Source organism: Flexivirga alba (genome assembly GCF_042661025.1).
Taxonomy (GTDB): domain Bacteria; phylum Actinomycetota; class Actinomycetes; order Actinomycetales; family Dermatophilaceae; genus Flexivirga; species Flexivirga alba.
Genome location: NZ_JBHSWH010000001.1, coordinates 3,011,465 through 3,027,486, shown reverse-complemented (window position 1 = coordinate 3,027,486; position 16,022 = coordinate 3,011,465). Strand labels below are relative to the sequence as shown.

Below are 16,022 nucleotides of genomic sequence, written 5' to 3'. Positions count from 1 at the left end.
GCGTGTCAGGCAACCTTACTGGAGTACCGCTGGCGGGCGGCTTCTCCGCTGGTGCCCACCAGGGCACCGATCGCCGACCAAGACAGCCGGGCAGCGCGGGCCTGCCGCACGGCCTCTATGAGATGGCGCTCAGCCTCTGAGCGTTCCATGACCGCCGAGCGCAGCGCGGCAACCACCGTGGGGTCGAGCTCGTCGCTGGGGTTCGGTTCGTAGTTCTCGAACCTCGCCGCCAACTCGTCGGCGTGGTGCAGGATCTCCTCAACGCTTCGTGGCATCACCGATCACCTCAGGAACTTCTCTCTGGCCGGCATCGCATGGACGATGACGACCGCCGTATCTCCGTGGATGTATCCGACCTCAAGGACGATTGCGGCGGCGTTCGCGCCGATCATCATGGTGAATCCGTCGCCGAGGTCCCAGACCCGGATCGGGTTTCGGTATGCGTGGAGGATCTGACCCTCGTCCAGTCCGTGCTTCAGAGCGGATTGGGCGATGATCGGGTCATCCACTACACCAAGTTAACTTGCGAGTCGGTGGTCCGTCAAGGTCGCCCGTGAAGATGGCCATAGGACACGAACCCAACCAGAGAAAGTTGCGTCCTGCCGCCGCCAGTTGACCATGGTCGGGCATCGATCATCCGGGGTTGCGGCAATCTAGGCGACTGGTTGCAGGGGGCGGACCTTCGGGGTGCCTGCGGCGCGTAGTCGGTTCCGGATGCTGGGCCGGGAAGGCCTTAAGGCGAAAGCCCTCCCGGGCCGAACCGGATCACGGTAGGCCGCGGCAGTTTCGCCGCCGCATCGGCATCCCAGCAGCGCGCCCGGCTCGTAGCGCATCGTGGGTCCGGCCGCCATCTGCACGGCGATCCACCCAATCCTTCGGGTTCGGTCCAGCCAGACCGAGAACCGGGGTCGCGTGCACATCGCGGACGCGCAAGCGTCGCCGCGGGACTTCGACCTTGAGCCAGTAGCGAAGGAACCCGTTGCAGATGGCCTGCTCGTTGGGCGGTACCCACAGCGAGCAAGATCAGCGCATCAGTCTCCGCTGCGGACTCGTGACGTGTTCCCGCCGAGGAAACGGCTCACGACCCAGCCGACGTCGTTTAAGATCCGTGTCCCAAGTAGCGCAGAAGTAGTGCACCCCCGAAATTGAGAAGCCCCTAACCTTGCGTTTCCGCAGGTCAGGGGCAGTTTCGAGCTGGTGGACGATACTGGGATCGAACCAGTGACCTCTTCCGTGTCAGGGAAGCGCGCTACCGCTGCGCCAATCGTCCTAAGCGATATACAAGCGACCGCAGAGCGGACAACCGGGCTCGAACCGGCGACCTCAACCTTGGCAAGGTTGCGCTCTACCAACTGAGCTATGTCCGCCTGTAAACCCTGACTTGTCAGTCGGGGCAACGAATATGAACTCTATCCGACACCCCGCCCAACTTCCAAAACGACCCTCTCGGAGCGCTTCAGCAGTCAAGGAACGAGGTGGAGACGGGATTTGAACCCGTGTAGACGGCTTTGCAGGCCGTTGCCTCGCCTCTCGGCCACTCCACCGCGTGGTTCCCGGCCCCAAGCCTCACGAGGAGACTCGAGAACCGTGAACCAGAGCGGACAACCGGGCTCGAACCGGCGACCTCAACCTTGGCAAGGTTGCGCTCTACCAACTGAGCTATGTCCGCCTGCTGCCTGACGCGAAGTCGCGTCCTGCACGCGCCGAAACATTAGCCGATCGCGCGACGGGAATCCAAACGGGGCTCCTCCGGTGTGGCGTCCTCCCCCACATCCGCGAGAGGTATGACGCGGGCCTTGCGCCGCTCGGCGAGGTCGAGCCGAGTCACCGGTAGTTTCAGCTTGCCGGTATCGGCTTCGACCGCCTGCTCGCGCAGCTTCGTCACACCGTCGCCGATCCACTCGATCGCGCGCTCGTGCACCGGCGTCCGCTCCGGGGCGGCCCAGAGGCGGACAGAGGCCGAATTCAGCGCCGCACCGATCAGCACGGCGATGCCGAGGAAGTACAGCCAGGTCATCACCACGATGGCCGCGGCGAGCGGCCCGTAGATGCTGGCGCTGTGGTCACCGACAGACCGGCCGAGGAACCACCGCAGCATCATCGAGGCGACCACCCAGATCGCCAACGTCAGCGCTGCGCCGGGTAGATGCCGCAGCCAAGGCAGCCGCCCGGGCGTTGCGATGTGGAAGAACGTCGCGAGCGTCAGGATCGTCAGGCCGCCGACCAGTGGCCAGTAGAAGACCATCAGGAACCGCAACCCCGGCGGCAGCCAGCCACTGAGGATGTCCGGACCGATGACGATCAGTGGCACGACGATCGCGCCGAAGATCAACCCACCGAAATACAACGACAGGCTGAGCAGCCGCGCCTGCACGATCCCACGGTGCCCGCCGTGGCCATACATGATCGACACCGTGTCGAGCATGACGTTCAGGGCCCGCGACCCTGACCACAACGAGAGCAGGAAGCCCACCGAGACCACGTCGGGCCGGCCGGCGGTGAGCGCCGAATTGACGGTCGGCATGATCACGTCACGCAGACTCTGCTCGGTCAGGAAACCTGAGGCGTAGTGCTCGATATTCGCCGTCACCTGGCCCACGATGTTCGGACCGAGCCAGTGTCCGAGGTAGCCGACCGCACCCAATAGACCAAAGATCAGCGGCGGCAGCGACAGCAGCGCGAAGAAGCCGGCTTCGGCCGCCAGCCCGGTGACCCGGTTTTTCATACACACCCGGAACGTTCCCGCGACGAGCCGCGCCAGCGCCAACAGGCCTGGCACCCGGGACAATTCGCGCCGAAGAGTGGCCTTCACACCCATCGGCGCCTCCCAGGCCGCGCGGTCTCACCGATCACTTGACCCAAGGTAGCCGGGTCGGACCGGAATCCCGTGGACCACAATGCCCTTTATGGAAATTTGGCCAGGCAAGCCCTACCCCCTCGGCGCGACGTATGACGGCGCAGGCGCCAACTTCGCGCTCTTCTCCGAGATCGCGGACGGCGTCGAGCTGTGCCTGGTCAGCGAGACCGGCGAGGAGACACGGGTTCCCCTCAGCGAGGTCGACGGCCACGTGTGGCACTGCTACCTGCCCGGCATACAGGACGGACAGCGATACGGCTATCGCGTCCACGGTCCGCACAACCCGGCCGAAGGGCATCGATGCAACCCGGCCAAGCTGCTGCTGGACCCCTATGCCAAGGCGTTCGACGGACAGGTCGACGGTGACGAGTCACTCTTCAGCTACCGCTTCGAGGACCCCGACGCCTACAACGAGGACGACTCGCTCGGCCACACCATGCTGTCCGTCGTCGTCAATCCGTTCTTCGACTGGGGACACGACCGGCCGCCGAGGCACGAGTACCACGACAGCGTCATCTACGAGACCCACGTCAAGGGCCTGACGATGACCCACCCGGACGTCCCCGAGGAGATCCGCGGCACGTATGCCGCCCTCGCGCACCCCTCGATCATCGATCACCTCACCAATCTCGGGGTGACCGCCGTGGAGCTGTTGCCGGTGCACCAGTTCGTGCAGGACAGCGGTCTGGTCGACAAGGGGCTGCGCAACTACTGGGGTTACAACACGATCGGCTTCCTCGCGCCGCACAACGAGTATGCCGGGACGGGCACCGACGGCCAGCAGGTCAGCGAGTTCAAGGGCATGGTCAAAGCGCTGCACGAGGCGAACATCGAGGTCATCCTCGACGTCGTCTACAACCACACCGCCGAAGGCAGTGAGCTGGGACCGACGATCGCCTTCCGCGGCATCGACAACTCCGCCTACTACCGCCTCGTCGACGACGACAAGACGCACTACTACGACACGACCGGCACGGGCAACAGCCTGCTGATGCGCAGTCCCCACGTGCTGCAGCTGATCATGGACTCACTGCGCTACTGGGTGGAGGAGATGCACGTCGACGGCTTCCGCTTCGACCTGGCGGCGACGCTGGCCCGGCAGTTCCACGAGGTCGACAAGCTGTCGGCGTTCTTCGACATCATCCATCAGGATCCGGTGATCTCCCAGGTGAAGCTGATCGCCGAGCCCTGGGACCTGGGCGACGGCGGCTACCAGGTGGGCAACTTCCCGCCGTTGTGGACCGAGTGGAACGGCAAGTACCGCGACGCGGTGCGTGACTTCTGGCGGGGCGAGGCAGAGGCACTGGCCGAATTCGCTTCCAGGCTCAGCGGATCCAGCGACCTTTATGCTCACTCCGGCCGCCGGCCGATCGCATCGATCAACTTCGTCACGGCGCACGACGGCTTCACCCTCCGGGATCTCGTGTCCTACAACGACAAGCACAACGAGGCCAACGGGGAGGACAACCAGGACGGCGAGAGCCACAACCGCTCATGGAACTGTGGCGTCGAGGGACCGACCGACGACGGCGACATCAATCAATTGCGACTGCGACAGCAGCGCAACTTCATCGCCACCCTGCTGCTCAGTCAGGGTGTCCCGATGCTCGCTCATGGCGACGAGATCGGGCGGACCCAGGGCGGCAACAACAACACCTACTGTCAGGACAACGAGATCTCTTGGCTGCACTGGGATCTCGACGACAACGAACAGTCGCTGCTCGACTTCACCCGCTCGGTGATCGCGCTGCGCATCGAGCACCCGACCTTTCGCCGCCGACGCTTCTTCGACGGTGATGCTCACCACGGCGGCTCCAGCGACCAGGGCGACATCATGTGGTTCTCCCCCACCGGAGCCGAGATGAACGAACTCGACTGGCGCAACGGTTACGCCCGAACGCTGATGGTCTTCCTGAACGGTCAGGCAATCAGCGCACCGGACGACCGCGGTCGCGAGGTCGTCGACGATCACTTCCTGTTGCTCTTCAACGGCCACTCCGAGCCGGTCGAGTTCACCGTCCCTGCTGACTTGTATGACGGCAAGTGGCAGATCGCCCTCAACACGGCGAGTGACGATCCCGCTGCGGACGCGGCATACGAGCAGGGTGCTGCGATCGACGTGCCCAGTCGGTCCGTGCTGGTGCTGCGGGCGGCACTGACCGACTGAGTCGCGTGGGTGACTCCGGTCAGGTTGCCGCGAGCCGCTTCTTCTGCTCGGCCACGTCGAAGTCGGCATCCGGCCAGCCCAGGTCGAGCTCGCGCAACTTGTCGAGCAGCAACTGCTGGACGGCGAGGCGCGCATACCACTTGTGGTCGGCCGGCACGACGTACCAAGGGTTTTCGTCGGTCGATGTCTTGTCGAGAACAGCCTGGTAGGCCTCCTGGTAGGCCTCCCAGTGCTCGCGCTCATCGATGTCGCCGGGGTTGAACTTCCAATACTTGTCGGGCCGATCGAGTCGCTCCTGCAGTCGAGCCTTCTGCTCGTCGGACGAGATGTGCAGCATCACCTTGATGACATGGATGCCTTTCTCGTTCACCTTCCGCTCGAACGTGTTGATCTGCCCGTAACGCCGACCCCAGGTCGACGGCGGGACGAGGTCGTGCACGCGGACGACCAGCACGTCCTCGTAATGGGAGCGGTCGAAGACACCGATGTAGCCGGGGTCGGGCAGCTCACGCCGGATCCGCCACAGGAACGGATGACGCCGCTCCTCCGCGTCGGGTGCCTTGAACGCGTGCAACTTCACGCCTTGCGGGTCCACGGTGCCGACGACGTGACGCATGATGCCGCCCTTGCCGGACGTGTCCATCCCCTGCACGACCAGTAAGACCGCTGGGCCGTCGCCGTCGCGCCCACCGGCGTAGAGCCGCTCCTGCAGGTCGTCGATCTCGTTGCGCGCGGCGGCCATGACCTTCTCGGCATCCTGCTTCTTACCCGAAAACGCCGGCTTGGCAGCAGGATTCAGGTCAGCGAGCTGAAAACCGGGCGTGACACGCAACGCGTCACCGATGGAGTCGCCCGTCTTGCGCTTGCCGGCATTCTTCTTTGCCTGCTTCTTCTTCGCCATGCTGCATGATGCCACAGGCCGACCCGATCAGCCGGAGCAGAACTCGGCGACAAGCCGCTCCCAGCGCTCCGAGTCGACATTCCACGCTCGGCAATGCCGCGCGATGTCCCACGTCTCCAACTGCACGAGGTCCGGACGAGCCGCAGCCAACGCCGCCGACGGTGCGTAGGGCACGAATTCATCGACGGCGGAATGGATTACGAGCATCGGCACCGACAACTCGTCGGCTCGTCGGACCCAGTCGGTGAGCCGGATGTCGAGCGGTTCATCCAGTCCGGCGACCTGCCGTCGCAGTGGACCGCGCAGCAGCCCTGCACCCAGGCGAGAGATCAGTTTCGGGAGGCGGTTCTCGCCGGCATGGAAATCGAGGACCGGCTGCCAACTGACCACCGGGGAGTCGAACACGACCCGGCTGACGATCTCGGACAACCACGAACGGTCCAGGAACTGCAGCACGATCGCAGCGCCCATGGACCAGCCGAAGAGCTGGATCTCGCGGGCGCCGTGGGACGCGGCATACAGGACCGCAGCCTCGATGTCGGACCACTCGGTCAGACCCAGGTGATAGCGGTGGTCACGCGCCGCCGGGACGCCGATGTCGTTGCGATAGCTCGGTATGACGCTGCTGATGCCCAGACCGTGCAGGATCGGCACCGCGCGCAGCGTCTCACCCCGCTGCGCGCCGCGACCATGGACCAGCACCGCCCAACGGTCACTGCTCGGGACCCGGTCGAGCCATGCCGGCATCCGACCGGCCGGTGCATCCACCTCAATGTCGTCCAACCGCACCGGAAGTGAGGTCGCCGGTGGACCGCAGAAGTAATATCCGTCGAAGCGGGCCTTGCCGGGCACCAGAGCGCCGAAGTCGACGCCATCCAATGCCCGCGTGACGCGATCGCCATCGGTGGCGAGCACATCACCGATGCGCGCGTGAGTCTGGAATTCGTTCTGCCACATCCCATATCGACCGGGCGCCAACGACTCCTCCGTGCTGGTGAGCACCACATGGTCAGGGCCGACCTCGTGGACCGGCACCTCGTCCACCGGCAGCACCGGCTTGAGCACCTGTCGCACGAAGTAGGTCGACACGCCGATCGTGCCACCACCGACTGCAGCGGTCACGCCAGTGGTGACTCCGGCGGCCGGGGCGATAGCCCGGCGAAGCACGTTCCTCATCACGCGTCCATCGTCGCAGGAGACGGGCACAATGGCCGGATGGACCTGCCGCTGGAGTTGCCGATCACGCCGATGCTCGCCAAGGCCACCGCTGCCGTGCCTGCCGCGGACGGCGTCGCAGGCGGTTTCCTCTATGAGCCGAAGTGGGATGGCTTCCGGTGCATCGTGCTCAAGGACGGTGACGAGGTCGAGCTGGCCTCGCGCGGCTCCAAGCCGCTCACCCGTTACTTCCCGGAGCTCGTCGAGGCAGTGCGCGCGCAGCTGCCGGACAGGTGCGCGTTGGATGGCGAGGTTGTCGTCCGGGCCGGCGAAAAGGGTTCTGCTCGGCTCAATTTCGAAGCCTTGAGCCAGCGCATCCATCCCGCCGAGTCGCGCGTGCGCAAGCTGTCCGAGGAGACTCCGGCTGAGATCATCTTCTTCGACGCACTCGTTGTCAGGGGCGAGTCCTTGCTGGAGCGGCCGTTCGCCGAGCGGCGCGCGGCCCTCGAAGACGCCCTGCGCACGGTCGATTCGCCGTTCCATCTCACCCGGGTCACCGACGACCCGCAGGTCGCTCAGGATTGGTTCAACCGCTTCGAAGGTGCCGGCCTGGACGGCGTGGTTGCGAAGGCGAAGCTGTCGCCATACCAACCGGGCAAGCGCACCATGCTGAAGATCAAGCACTCCCGCACTGCGGACGCCGTGCTGCTCGGTTACCGAATCCACAAGAGCGGCAACGGTGTTGGCTCACTCCTGCTCGGCCTGTATGACGACGAGGGCAACCTGCGCAACGTCGGTGGCATTGTCTCCTTCACAGTGAAACGACGACTGGAGCTGATCGACGAACTCGCGCCGCTGGTCATCCGCGACGACGAAGGCGACGAGGTCCGCGGCGAGACCGACCGGTCCCGATTCAGCAGCAACAAGGACGTCTCGTTCGTGCGGCTGCGCCCCGAGCGCGTCGTCGAGGTGAAGTTCGACCAGCTGGAAGGTCACCGCTTCCGGCATGGCGTGGGCTTCCTGCGGTGGCGCCCCGACCGCGATCCCGAGTCATGCCTCATGTCCCAGGTCGAGCGTGCTCCGGCATACGACCTGGACGATGTGCTGACCTGACACACAGGGCATGCGCTTACGCTGCACGCGTGCCACCTGAAAACTCGGCCTCGGGCCGTCGCGAGAAGCTGCAGCAACTACAACGCACACAACGTGCCAGCGGACGCCGCCGAGGGCTCATCATCGGTGGTGCTGCGGCGGCTGTCGTCATCCTCGCGGCCGGCGGGATCACCCTGGCCGTGACCCGCTCCGACCACCAGTCATCCGACGCGCAGGCACTGGACGCATCGCAGCAGATCATGCCGGCATCGATCTCGGGCGCCGCGGTTGATCAACCGGCACCGGCGACGGTCGCAAACACGACGGGCATCTCCGGCGTCATTGCCTACAACACGAACGGTTATCCGGCGCCGGGCACGGCGTCCGCGGGGACTCTCGGGCACAACCATGTCACCACGCCGGTCCACTACGCCGTCACTCCACCGGTCGGTGGCGATCACAACGCGATCTGGATGAACGCCGGCGTCTACACCAAGCCGATCCCGAACGAACGCGCCGTCCACAATCTCGAGCACGGCGCGGTGTGGGTCACCTACCGACCGAATCTGCCCCAATCGCAGGTGAATCAGCTCATCGCGCTGGTAGGCAAGCAGAGCCTCATCCCGGAGACCGGCCAGGGGTTCCCGGCGGGTCAGAGCAACCGGTACATCGACCTGTCGCCATGGACCTCGCAGTCGCTACCCGCGTCGATCGTCATCAGCTCATGGGGCTACCAGTTGCGTGTCGACAAACCGACCGACCCGCGGCTGCAGAAGTTCATCAACACCTTCCGGCACAGCCAGAAATACACCCCGGAGTACGGCGCGCCGGTCGATGGCATACCGACCGGCACGGGCGGACGAGCGGCGGCGTATGGCGCAACCAAACCCAACCCGTCCGGCACGGCCAACGGCTGAACCCGGCCGGCCGTCGGCGTAGCCGGGGTCTCGATACACCTCCTCCGCTGCGCTCCCCCGGCACTCGACCAGCAGGGTCACTCCACTCTGTTGCCGTCGGCGTCCCAGTGCTCGGCGACCTTCTTGCTGGGTTGCACCCGCGGCGGCTCGCCGGGCATCTTCGGGTAGTCCGGCGGGAAGTTCAGCTCACCACCGGGCAGCGTCTCCCACAGGTGCAGTAGAGGCTCCAGCGAGTGGGCGGTGTCGTCCATGCCCGCCCACGCATCACCGTCGGCCAAGAAGTCGGGGACGGTCGCCAGGTTGAAGTCGCGTGGGTCGCTGACGTCTGCCAACTGCTGCCAGGTCATCGGTGTGCTGACCGGCGCTCCCGGCTTGGCGCGCAGGCTCCACGCGCTGGCGATCGTGCGGTCCCGGTTGTTCTGGTTGAAGTCGACGAAGATGCGCTCGCCGCGTTCTTCCTTCCACCAGCTGGTGGTGACGCCGTCGTCGCGGCGCTCCAACTCGCGGCCGAATCCGATTGCGGCGTGGCGCAATTCCTCGAACGACCACTTCGGCTGGATCCGCAAATAAATGTGTATGCCGCGGTTGCCGCTCGTCTTGGGATAGGCCCGCAGCCCCAGCTCCTCGAGCAACTCGCGTGCGACGTCGGCCACCCGGCGGGTGTCGGCGAACGTCGTGCCGGGCTGCGGGTCCAGGTCGATGCGCAACTCGTCCGGGCGGTCCACATCCGGTCGACGCACCGGCCACGGATGGAAGGTGAGCGTGCCCATATGTGCCGCCCAGACCAGTGACGCGGGCTCGGTCGGGCACAGCTCCTGCGCGGTGCGGCCGCTTGGGAACGTCACGCCGACGGTCTCGACGTAGTCGGGTGCTCCGCGCGGCAGTCGCTTCTGGTAAAAACCGTCGCCGTCGTCGCCATACCCGGTCGACAGGCGCATGCCCTCGCGATAGCCGTCGGGCCAGCGCTCCATGGCCGTCGGGCGCTCGCCCACGGCACGCATCAGAGCGTCGCCTACGGTCGCGAAGAACTCGCACACCTGAAGCTTGCTGATCTCCGGGGTGCGCTCGGTGGCTTCGTAGATCACCCGGTCTGGGCTGGAGACACGGACTTCGCGGTCCCCCACGGGGACGACGGCGGCGGGAGTCTTGGCCATGGACGCAGTCTGTCAGTCGGTCCAGACAGTCGTGGCCAGTTCGACGACCTCGCGCACCTTGCCCCACTGCTCGTCCTCGGTGAGGATGTTGCCTTCCTCGGTCGACGCGAAGCCGCACTGAGTTGAGATCGCAAGTTGTTGCAGCGGAACGTATTTCGCAGCTTCGCTGATGCGCGCCCGCACTTCGTCGGGGTCCTCCAGCTCACCCGACTTCGAGGTGATCAGGCCCAACACCAGGGTCTGCTTGCCCTTGGGGAAGAAGCGCAGCGGCTCGAAGCCACCGGCTCGGTCGGAGTCGTACTCCAGGAAGAAGCCGTCATACGGGACTGCGAAGAGGTTCTCGGCGACCGGCTCGTAACCACCCGACGAGATCCACGTCGAGCGGAAGTTGCCGCGGCATACGTGCGTGGTGACCACGAGGTCGTCCGGCTTGCCCTCCAGCACCCGAATCAGGATGTCGCGGTAGCGCTGCCCGATGCCGTCGGTGTCGATCTCGCGTTCGGTCCGGGCACGAGCCAGCTCCTCGTCACTGCACAGGTAGGCCCAGACGGTGTCGTCGAGCTGCAGGTATCGCGCACCCTCGGCGTAGAAGGCCGCGATGGCGTCCCGGTAGGTCTGCACCAGGTCGTCGACGTAGGAGTCACGGTCGGGATAGTCGGGCGCTGTCAGGTTGTCGGGCTCGACCCGGAAGTCCAGCACGGTCGGTGACGGGATGGAGAACTTCGGCAGGACACCGTTGGCCTCGGCCGCTGACTTCAGATAACGGAAGTGCTCCAGCATCGGGTGATCTACGGGGAAGCCGAGCTTGCCGTCGATGCGTACGCCGAGCGCCTTCGTCGTCGCACCCTGGAAGGGCAGGCTGTGGTCCAACTCCACAACGGAGACGCCGTCGAGCCCGCCGAGAAAGTCGAAGTGCCACCAGGATCGGCGGAATTCGCCATCGGTCACCGCACGGAGCCCGGCCTTTGCTTCCTTCGCGACCAGCTCGGAGATCTGCTCGTCCTCGAGGTTACGTAACTCCTCGTCGGGCAATTTGCCGGCCGCGTGCGCCGCACGTGCGCGCTTGATGGCGTCGGTCCGCAAGAAGGAACCAACAATGTCGGATCGGAACGGAGGATTGATCGTCATACCTCCCGACCCTAGTGACGGCTCCCGCGAGCGACAGGTGATCAGCGTGGCAAGTTCAACGGTTCGTCACTCACGAACCCCCAGGTAGCGGTAGGAAGTCCCTACAGTCCGATGAACAGGCAGCGCGATCGCGCCGCCTGGTGCAGTGAATCGGAAACAGCGCAGCACGATCCCTGGAAGGTCCCCAATGCCACAACGCATCACCCGCGTGCGCCTCGTCACGCTCCTCGCCGCGTCGGCCCTCGCCGTCGGCGGCTCGGCAAGTCTGGCCGTCACGCCGGCTCATGCCGCATCCAACTCCGTGGTCATCTCCGCCGTGTATGGCGGCGGCGGCAACAGCGGTGCGCCATACAAGAACGACTACATCGAGCTCTACAACGGCGGTCTGAGCGCCATCGACCTCAGCGGTTGGACGCTCACGTATTACTCGGCCGCTGGCAGCAGCGGCGGCACGACGACGCTGTCCGGATCGGTCGCGCCGGGTGCGCACTTCCTCGTCCAGGAGGGTGCCGGCGCCGGCGCTGCCGACCCGCTGCCCGCACCGGACGCCACCGGCTCACTGAACATGTCCGCATCCAACGGCAGTGTGGTCCTGCGGCAGAACGGCGCCGCCGTCGACACCGTCGGGTATGGCGCGGTCACCTCCTCGTATGTCGAGGGCTCCAACGCGCCGGCCGGAACGAACAAGGCCGCGGACAGCCGGACCAAGGGGTGCGTAGACACCGACGACAACTCCAAGGACTTCGTGTCCGCGGACCCCGCACCGCTGAATTCCGCTGCGCCACTAGGCGTTTGCGGCACCGACGGCAACACTCAGCCGCCGCCCACCGGCACGTCGTCCACGATCGAGCAGGTCCAGGGCACCAGCTTCCAGTCCCCGCTGGTCGGCCAGCAGGTCAAGGACATCAAGGGTGTCGTGACCGCAGTCAACGGCAGCGCCGGCTTCTGGATCCAGTCGACCACCCCGGACGACGACCCGCGCACCAGCGAAGGCCTTTACGTCTTCGGTGGCGCCGGCATGGTCAAGGTCGGTGACGACGTCACGGTCGCCGGCAAGGTGAGCGAATATCGTCCCGGCGGTGTCAACAACGGCAACCTGACCACCACCGAGCTCGGCAGCCCGAACATCCAGGTGAACAGCTCCGGCAACGCACTGCCTGCGGCGGTCGAGATCGGCTCGGAAGGCCATGTCCCGCCAGCCCAGGTCATCGAGCAGGGCAACCCGGGCAATGTCGAGACGGTCGGGCTGACCCTCGACCCGACGACGAACGCACTCGACTTCTGGGAATCGTTGGAGGGCATGCGGATCCAGGAGACCGACGCCAAGGCCGTCGGACCCACCGCTACGTCATACGGCGAGACACCGATCGTCCCTGCGAACACCGAGGACGTCACGTGGACGCCGAATGGCGGCGTGCTCTACCGCGACTACGACACCCCCAACGCGATGCGGTTGATCCTCTCCGACGCACTACTGCCGAAGGGCTCCATCGCACCGGCCAACACCGGCGACAGCTACGCCGGAGTGACCGCCGGAGTGCTCGACTACAACTTCGGCAACTACTACCTGATGGCGACCCAGGCCGGCCAGCACCAATCCGGTGGCACCACCCGTGACGTCACCACCGCGCCGACCAAACAGCAGGCCTCCGTCGCGACGTTCAACGTCGAGAACCTCGCGCCGTCCGACCCGCAGACCAAGTTCGACCGCTTGGCCGGTCAGATCACGACGAACCTCGCATCACCGGATGTCCTTGCCATTGAAGAGATTCAGGACAACACCGGTGCCACCGACGACGGCACCGTCGACTCCACCCAGACCACCGACAAGCTGATCGCGGCGATCAAGGCCGCGGGCGGCCCGTCATACAAGGCGGAGTGGATCAACCCGGTGAACGACCAGGACGGCGGACAGCCGGGTGGCAACATCCGCTCGGTGTTCCTCTACCGCAGCGACCGCGGTATGACGTTCGTCGACAAGCCCGGTGGCACTTCGACCAACTCGGTCGCGGTGACCGGCACGGGCCCGTGGGCGTCGATCAACTACTCCCCCGGGCGGATCGACGCGACGAACACCGCATGGGACGACTCGCGCAAGCCGCTGGTCGGCGAGTTCCTGTGGTGGGGCAAGCCGCTCTTCGTCGTCGCGAATCACTTCGCGTCCAAGGGTGGTGACGACGGTCTGATGGGTCGCTATCAGCAGCCGGAGCGCTCGTCCGAGGTGCAGCGACACGCTCAGGCGACGGCCGTGCGGAGCTTCGTCGATCAGTTGCTGACGGCTAACAAGCAGGCCAACATCATCGTGCTCGGCGACCTGAACGACTTCAACTTCAGTGAGACCGCGAACATCGTCAAGGGCTCGGGCAAGACCGCCCTGACCGATCTCATCGACACGCTGCCTGCGAACGAGCGCTACAGCTACGACTACCAGGGCAACAGCCAGGTGCTCGACCAGCTGCTGGTCAGCCCGGCGCTGGCCAAGAAGTACGACTACCAGGTCGTGCACACCAATTCGCAGTTCTACGACCAGGACTCCGATCACGACCCGCAGATCGTGAAGCTGCAGATCCACTGACACAGCAAGCTCCTTGAGGAGTTCGTGAGGAACGAACGAACGTCTCGAAAGGTGCGCGGGTCCGTCGGGAACGTCCGGCGGACCCGCGTTGTTGTGCGGTATGACGAAACTTCTCCGCGACGGAAAGGACGGCGCCCGTGAGCGACCAGTCGACATACAAGGTGACCAAGAGCGACGAGGAGTGGCAGGCCGAGCTGTCCCCCGCCGAATACGCCGTGCTGCGTCAAGCAAGCACCGAGCGGCCGTTCACCGGTGAATACACCGACACCGAGACCGAGGGCGTCTACTCGTGCCGCGCCTGCGGCGAGGAACTTTTCCGGAGCACCACGAAGTTCCACAGCCATTGCGGATGGCCGTCCTTCTATGCACCGTCGGAGGACGATAATGTCGAGCTCATCTCCGATACCTCGATGGGCATGAAGCGCACCGAAGTCCGATGTGCCAGTTGCGGATCCCACCTCGGGCACGTCTTCGAGGGCGAGGGCTACCCAACCCCCACGGACCAGCGTTACTGCATCAACTCGGTCTCGCTGAAGCTCGCTCCCACTGACGCGAGCTGACCACCTGACCAGTCGAACAGCGGCCGCCGCGCCTCCTCGACACCGGCTCCCCGCAGTGCCAGGCTTGCCGGGTTCGGCAACGGAGGAGAGCCATGGCGACCGACCAACCGACCCCGAAAACGACTGGGATCTTTCGACGTAAGCCGATCGAGGCTGCCGAGAAAGGTGACTTCGAACGCACCATCGGCCTCTGGCAGCTGACCGCGATCGGACTGGGCGCCATCATTGGCGCGGGCATCTTCGCGCTCGCTGGGCCGGTCGCCAAGACCGACGCCGGCCCCGGCGTGTCGATCTCCTTCATCATCGCCGGCGTCGCGAGCGCGTGCGCTGCGCTCTCCTACGCCGAGTTCGGCGGACTGATCCTCGCGCCGGCTCGGCATACACCTATGGGTATGCCGTGCTCGGCGAGGCCGTCGGCTGGTTCATCGGCTGGGACCTGTTGCTGGAATACACGGCGATCGTCGCGGTCGTCGCGATCGGTGTCTCCCAATACTTCAGCTTCCTGCTCAACGCGATCGGCATCCATCTGCCGACCTGGATGCTCGGCGCACCGGGCACCGGTGCCGGGCATCACATCGACCTCTTCGCGGTGATCCTCTGCCTGGGCGTCGCCTGGCTGCTCAACCTCGGCATGAAGACCAGCGCGAAGGTCGAGACCTGGCTGGTCTTCGTCAAGATCGCGATCGTGCTCGCGGTCATCGTGGTCGGTGTGTTCTACGTCAAGTCCGACAACCTCACGCCATACATGCCCTATGGCTGGTCCGGGGTTGCGACCGGCGCGGCAACCGTCTTCTTCGCGGTCTTCGGGTATGACGCGATGAGCACCGCGGCCGAAGAGGCCAAGGACGCCGAGCGCAACCTGCCCAAGGCGATCATCCTGTCGCTGGCCATCGCCATGGTGCTCTACCTACTCGCCGCCACCGTGCTCACCGGAATGGTCGACTACAAGAACCTGGCCGACAGCGCGGCTTTCGCCGAGGCCTTCAACTCCGTCGGCGTGACGGCATTCGCCAAGGTGGTTGCGTTCGGGGCGATCGTCGGCATCATCACCGTCCTCTATTCCTTCACCTTGGGTGCGTCGCGCGTCTGGTTCGCGATCAGCCGAGACGGCCTGCTTCCCGCCTGGTTCGCCAAGACCAACAAGCATCAGTCGCCCTCCAGGCCGACCTGGATCATCGGCGTCGTGGCTGCAGCGATCGCCGGTTTCGTCAAGATCGGCGATGCTGCCGAGCTCACCAATATCGGGATCCTGCTGGCCTTCGTGGTCGTGTCCGCAGCAGTCATCGTGCTGCGCTACCGGTCCCCGGAGCTGCCGCGCACCTTCAAGACGCCGTTCATGCCGATCACTCCGCTGATCGGGATCGGCTTCTCGATCTGGCTTGTCACCAAATTGCAAGAAGCGACCTGGATCCGGTTCGTCGTGTGGTTCCTGATCGGCGCGATCGTCTATGCGGCATACGGCTATCGGCACAGCAAGGTCGGTCAGGGCGAAGCCGTCCAGACCAACGACGCGTAG

General features: G+C 65.3%; 13 protein-coding genes and 4 tRNA genes. 6 read left to right on the top strand and 11 right to left on the bottom strand.

Translation table 11 applies throughout. The annotated features are described in order from the left end of the window. Positions 1-5: 5 nt before the first annotated feature. The 7 genes from ACFQDH_RS14810 to ACFQDH_RS14780 form a co-directional block, all read right to left on the bottom strand. Positions 6-275 carry a hypothetical protein gene (locus ACFQDH_RS14810; protein ID WP_382403146.1) on the bottom strand — a complete coding sequence of 90 codons (270 nt, stop codon included), beginning with the start codon at positions 273-275 and terminating at the stop codon, positions 6-8. Positions 276-281: 6 nt separating this feature from the next. Further along, entirely contained in the window at positions 282-509 is a 228-nt protein-coding gene (locus ACFQDH_RS14805; RefSeq protein WP_382403145.1) for a hypothetical protein, read from the bottom strand. Between the two features lie 686 nt (positions 510-1,195). Next, positions 1,196-1,270 (bottom strand) — tRNA-Val (locus tag ACFQDH_RS14800). A gap of 24 nt (positions 1,271-1,294) precedes the next feature. Continuing rightward, positions 1,295-1,367, bottom strand: a tRNA-Gly gene (locus tag ACFQDH_RS14795). Between the two features lie 106 nt (positions 1,368-1,473). Next, positions 1,474-1,544, bottom strand: a tRNA-Cys gene (locus ACFQDH_RS14790). Between the two features lie 52 nt (positions 1,545-1,596). Continuing rightward, positions 1,597-1,669: transfer RNA gene (locus ACFQDH_RS14785), tRNA-Gly, on the bottom strand. A gap of 42 nt (positions 1,670-1,711) precedes the next feature. Further along, positions 1,712-2,818 carry a YihY/virulence factor BrkB family protein gene (locus ACFQDH_RS14780; protein ID WP_382403144.1) on the bottom strand — a complete coding sequence of 369 codons (1,107 nt, stop codon included), beginning with the start codon at positions 2,816-2,818 and terminating at the stop codon, positions 1,712-1,714. A gap of 88 nt (positions 2,819-2,906) precedes the next feature. Here ACFQDH_RS14780 and glgX point away from each other — a divergent pair, with 88 nt between their 5' ends. Next, the gene (gene glgX / locus ACFQDH_RS14775) at positions 2,907-5,024 is read left to right on the top strand and encodes a glycogen debranching protein GlgX (RefSeq protein WP_382403143.1); all 2,118 of its coding nucleotides are present in this window, start codon (positions 2,907-2,909) and stop codon (positions 5,022-5,024) included. A 19-nt stretch (positions 5,025-5,043) separates the two neighbouring features. On the opposite strand, the gene ACFQDH_RS14770 is transcribed toward glgX, so the two are convergent. Both ACFQDH_RS14770 and ACFQDH_RS14765 read right to left on the bottom strand, forming a co-directional pair. Beyond that, complete coding sequence (locus ACFQDH_RS14770; protein WP_382403142.1) at positions 5,044-5,925, bottom strand: PPK2 family polyphosphate kinase; 882 nt, start codon at positions 5,923-5,925, stop codon at positions 5,044-5,046. 27 nt (positions 5,926-5,952) lie between these two features. After that, positions 5,953-7,101 carry an alpha/beta hydrolase gene (locus tag ACFQDH_RS14765; RefSeq protein ID WP_382403141.1) on the bottom strand — a complete coding sequence of 383 codons (1,149 nt, stop codon included), beginning with the start codon at positions 7,099-7,101 and terminating at the stop codon, positions 5,953-5,955. A gap of 39 nt (positions 7,102-7,140) precedes the next feature. Between ACFQDH_RS14765 and ACFQDH_RS14760 the strand changes: the two genes are divergently transcribed. Further along, entirely contained in the window at positions 7,141-8,193 is a 1,053-nt protein-coding gene (locus ACFQDH_RS14760) for an ATP-dependent DNA ligase (RefSeq protein ID WP_382403140.1), read from the top strand. Positions 8,194-8,222: 29 nt separating this feature from the next. Beyond that, positions 8,223-9,089, top strand: a complete 867-nt coding sequence (locus ACFQDH_RS14755; RefSeq protein WP_382403139.1) for a DUF3105 domain-containing protein — start codon at positions 8,223-8,225, stop codon at positions 9,087-9,089. Between the two features lie 77 nt (positions 9,090-9,166). Here the strand turns inward: ACFQDH_RS14755 and ACFQDH_RS14750 are convergent, their stop codons facing one another. After that, the gene (locus ACFQDH_RS14750; RefSeq protein ID WP_382403138.1) at positions 9,167-10,243 is read right to left on the bottom strand and encodes a DNA polymerase domain-containing protein; all 1,077 of its coding nucleotides are present in this window, start codon (positions 10,241-10,243) and stop codon (positions 9,167-9,169) included. A 12-nt stretch (positions 10,244-10,255) separates the two neighbouring features. Further along, the gene (locus ACFQDH_RS14745; protein ID WP_382403137.1) at positions 10,256-11,371 is read right to left on the bottom strand and encodes a 5-methyltetrahydropteroyltriglutamate--homocysteine S-methyltransferase; all 1,116 of its coding nucleotides are present in this window, start codon (positions 11,369-11,371) and stop codon (positions 10,256-10,258) included. 187 nt (positions 11,372-11,558) lie between these two features. Here ACFQDH_RS14745 and ACFQDH_RS14740 point away from each other — a divergent pair, with 187 nt between their 5' ends. From ACFQDH_RS14740 to ACFQDH_RS14730, 3 genes are all read left to right on the top strand, one after another. Further along, on the top strand, positions 11,559-13,946 hold the full coding sequence (locus ACFQDH_RS14740) for a lamin tail domain-containing protein (protein ID WP_382403136.1): 2,388 nt from the start codon (positions 11,559-11,561) through the stop codon (positions 13,944-13,946). Between the two features lie 137 nt (positions 13,947-14,083). Next, positions 14,084-14,506, top strand: coding sequence for a peptide-methionine (R)-S-oxide reductase MsrB (gene msrB, locus ACFQDH_RS14735; protein ID WP_382403135.1), 423 nt, complete (start codon positions 14,084-14,086; stop codon positions 14,504-14,506). 322 nt (positions 14,507-14,828) lie between these two features. Then, positions 14,829-16,022, top strand: a complete 1,194-nt coding sequence (locus ACFQDH_RS14730; RefSeq protein ID WP_465253877.1) for an amino acid permease — start codon at positions 14,829-14,831, stop codon at positions 16,020-16,022.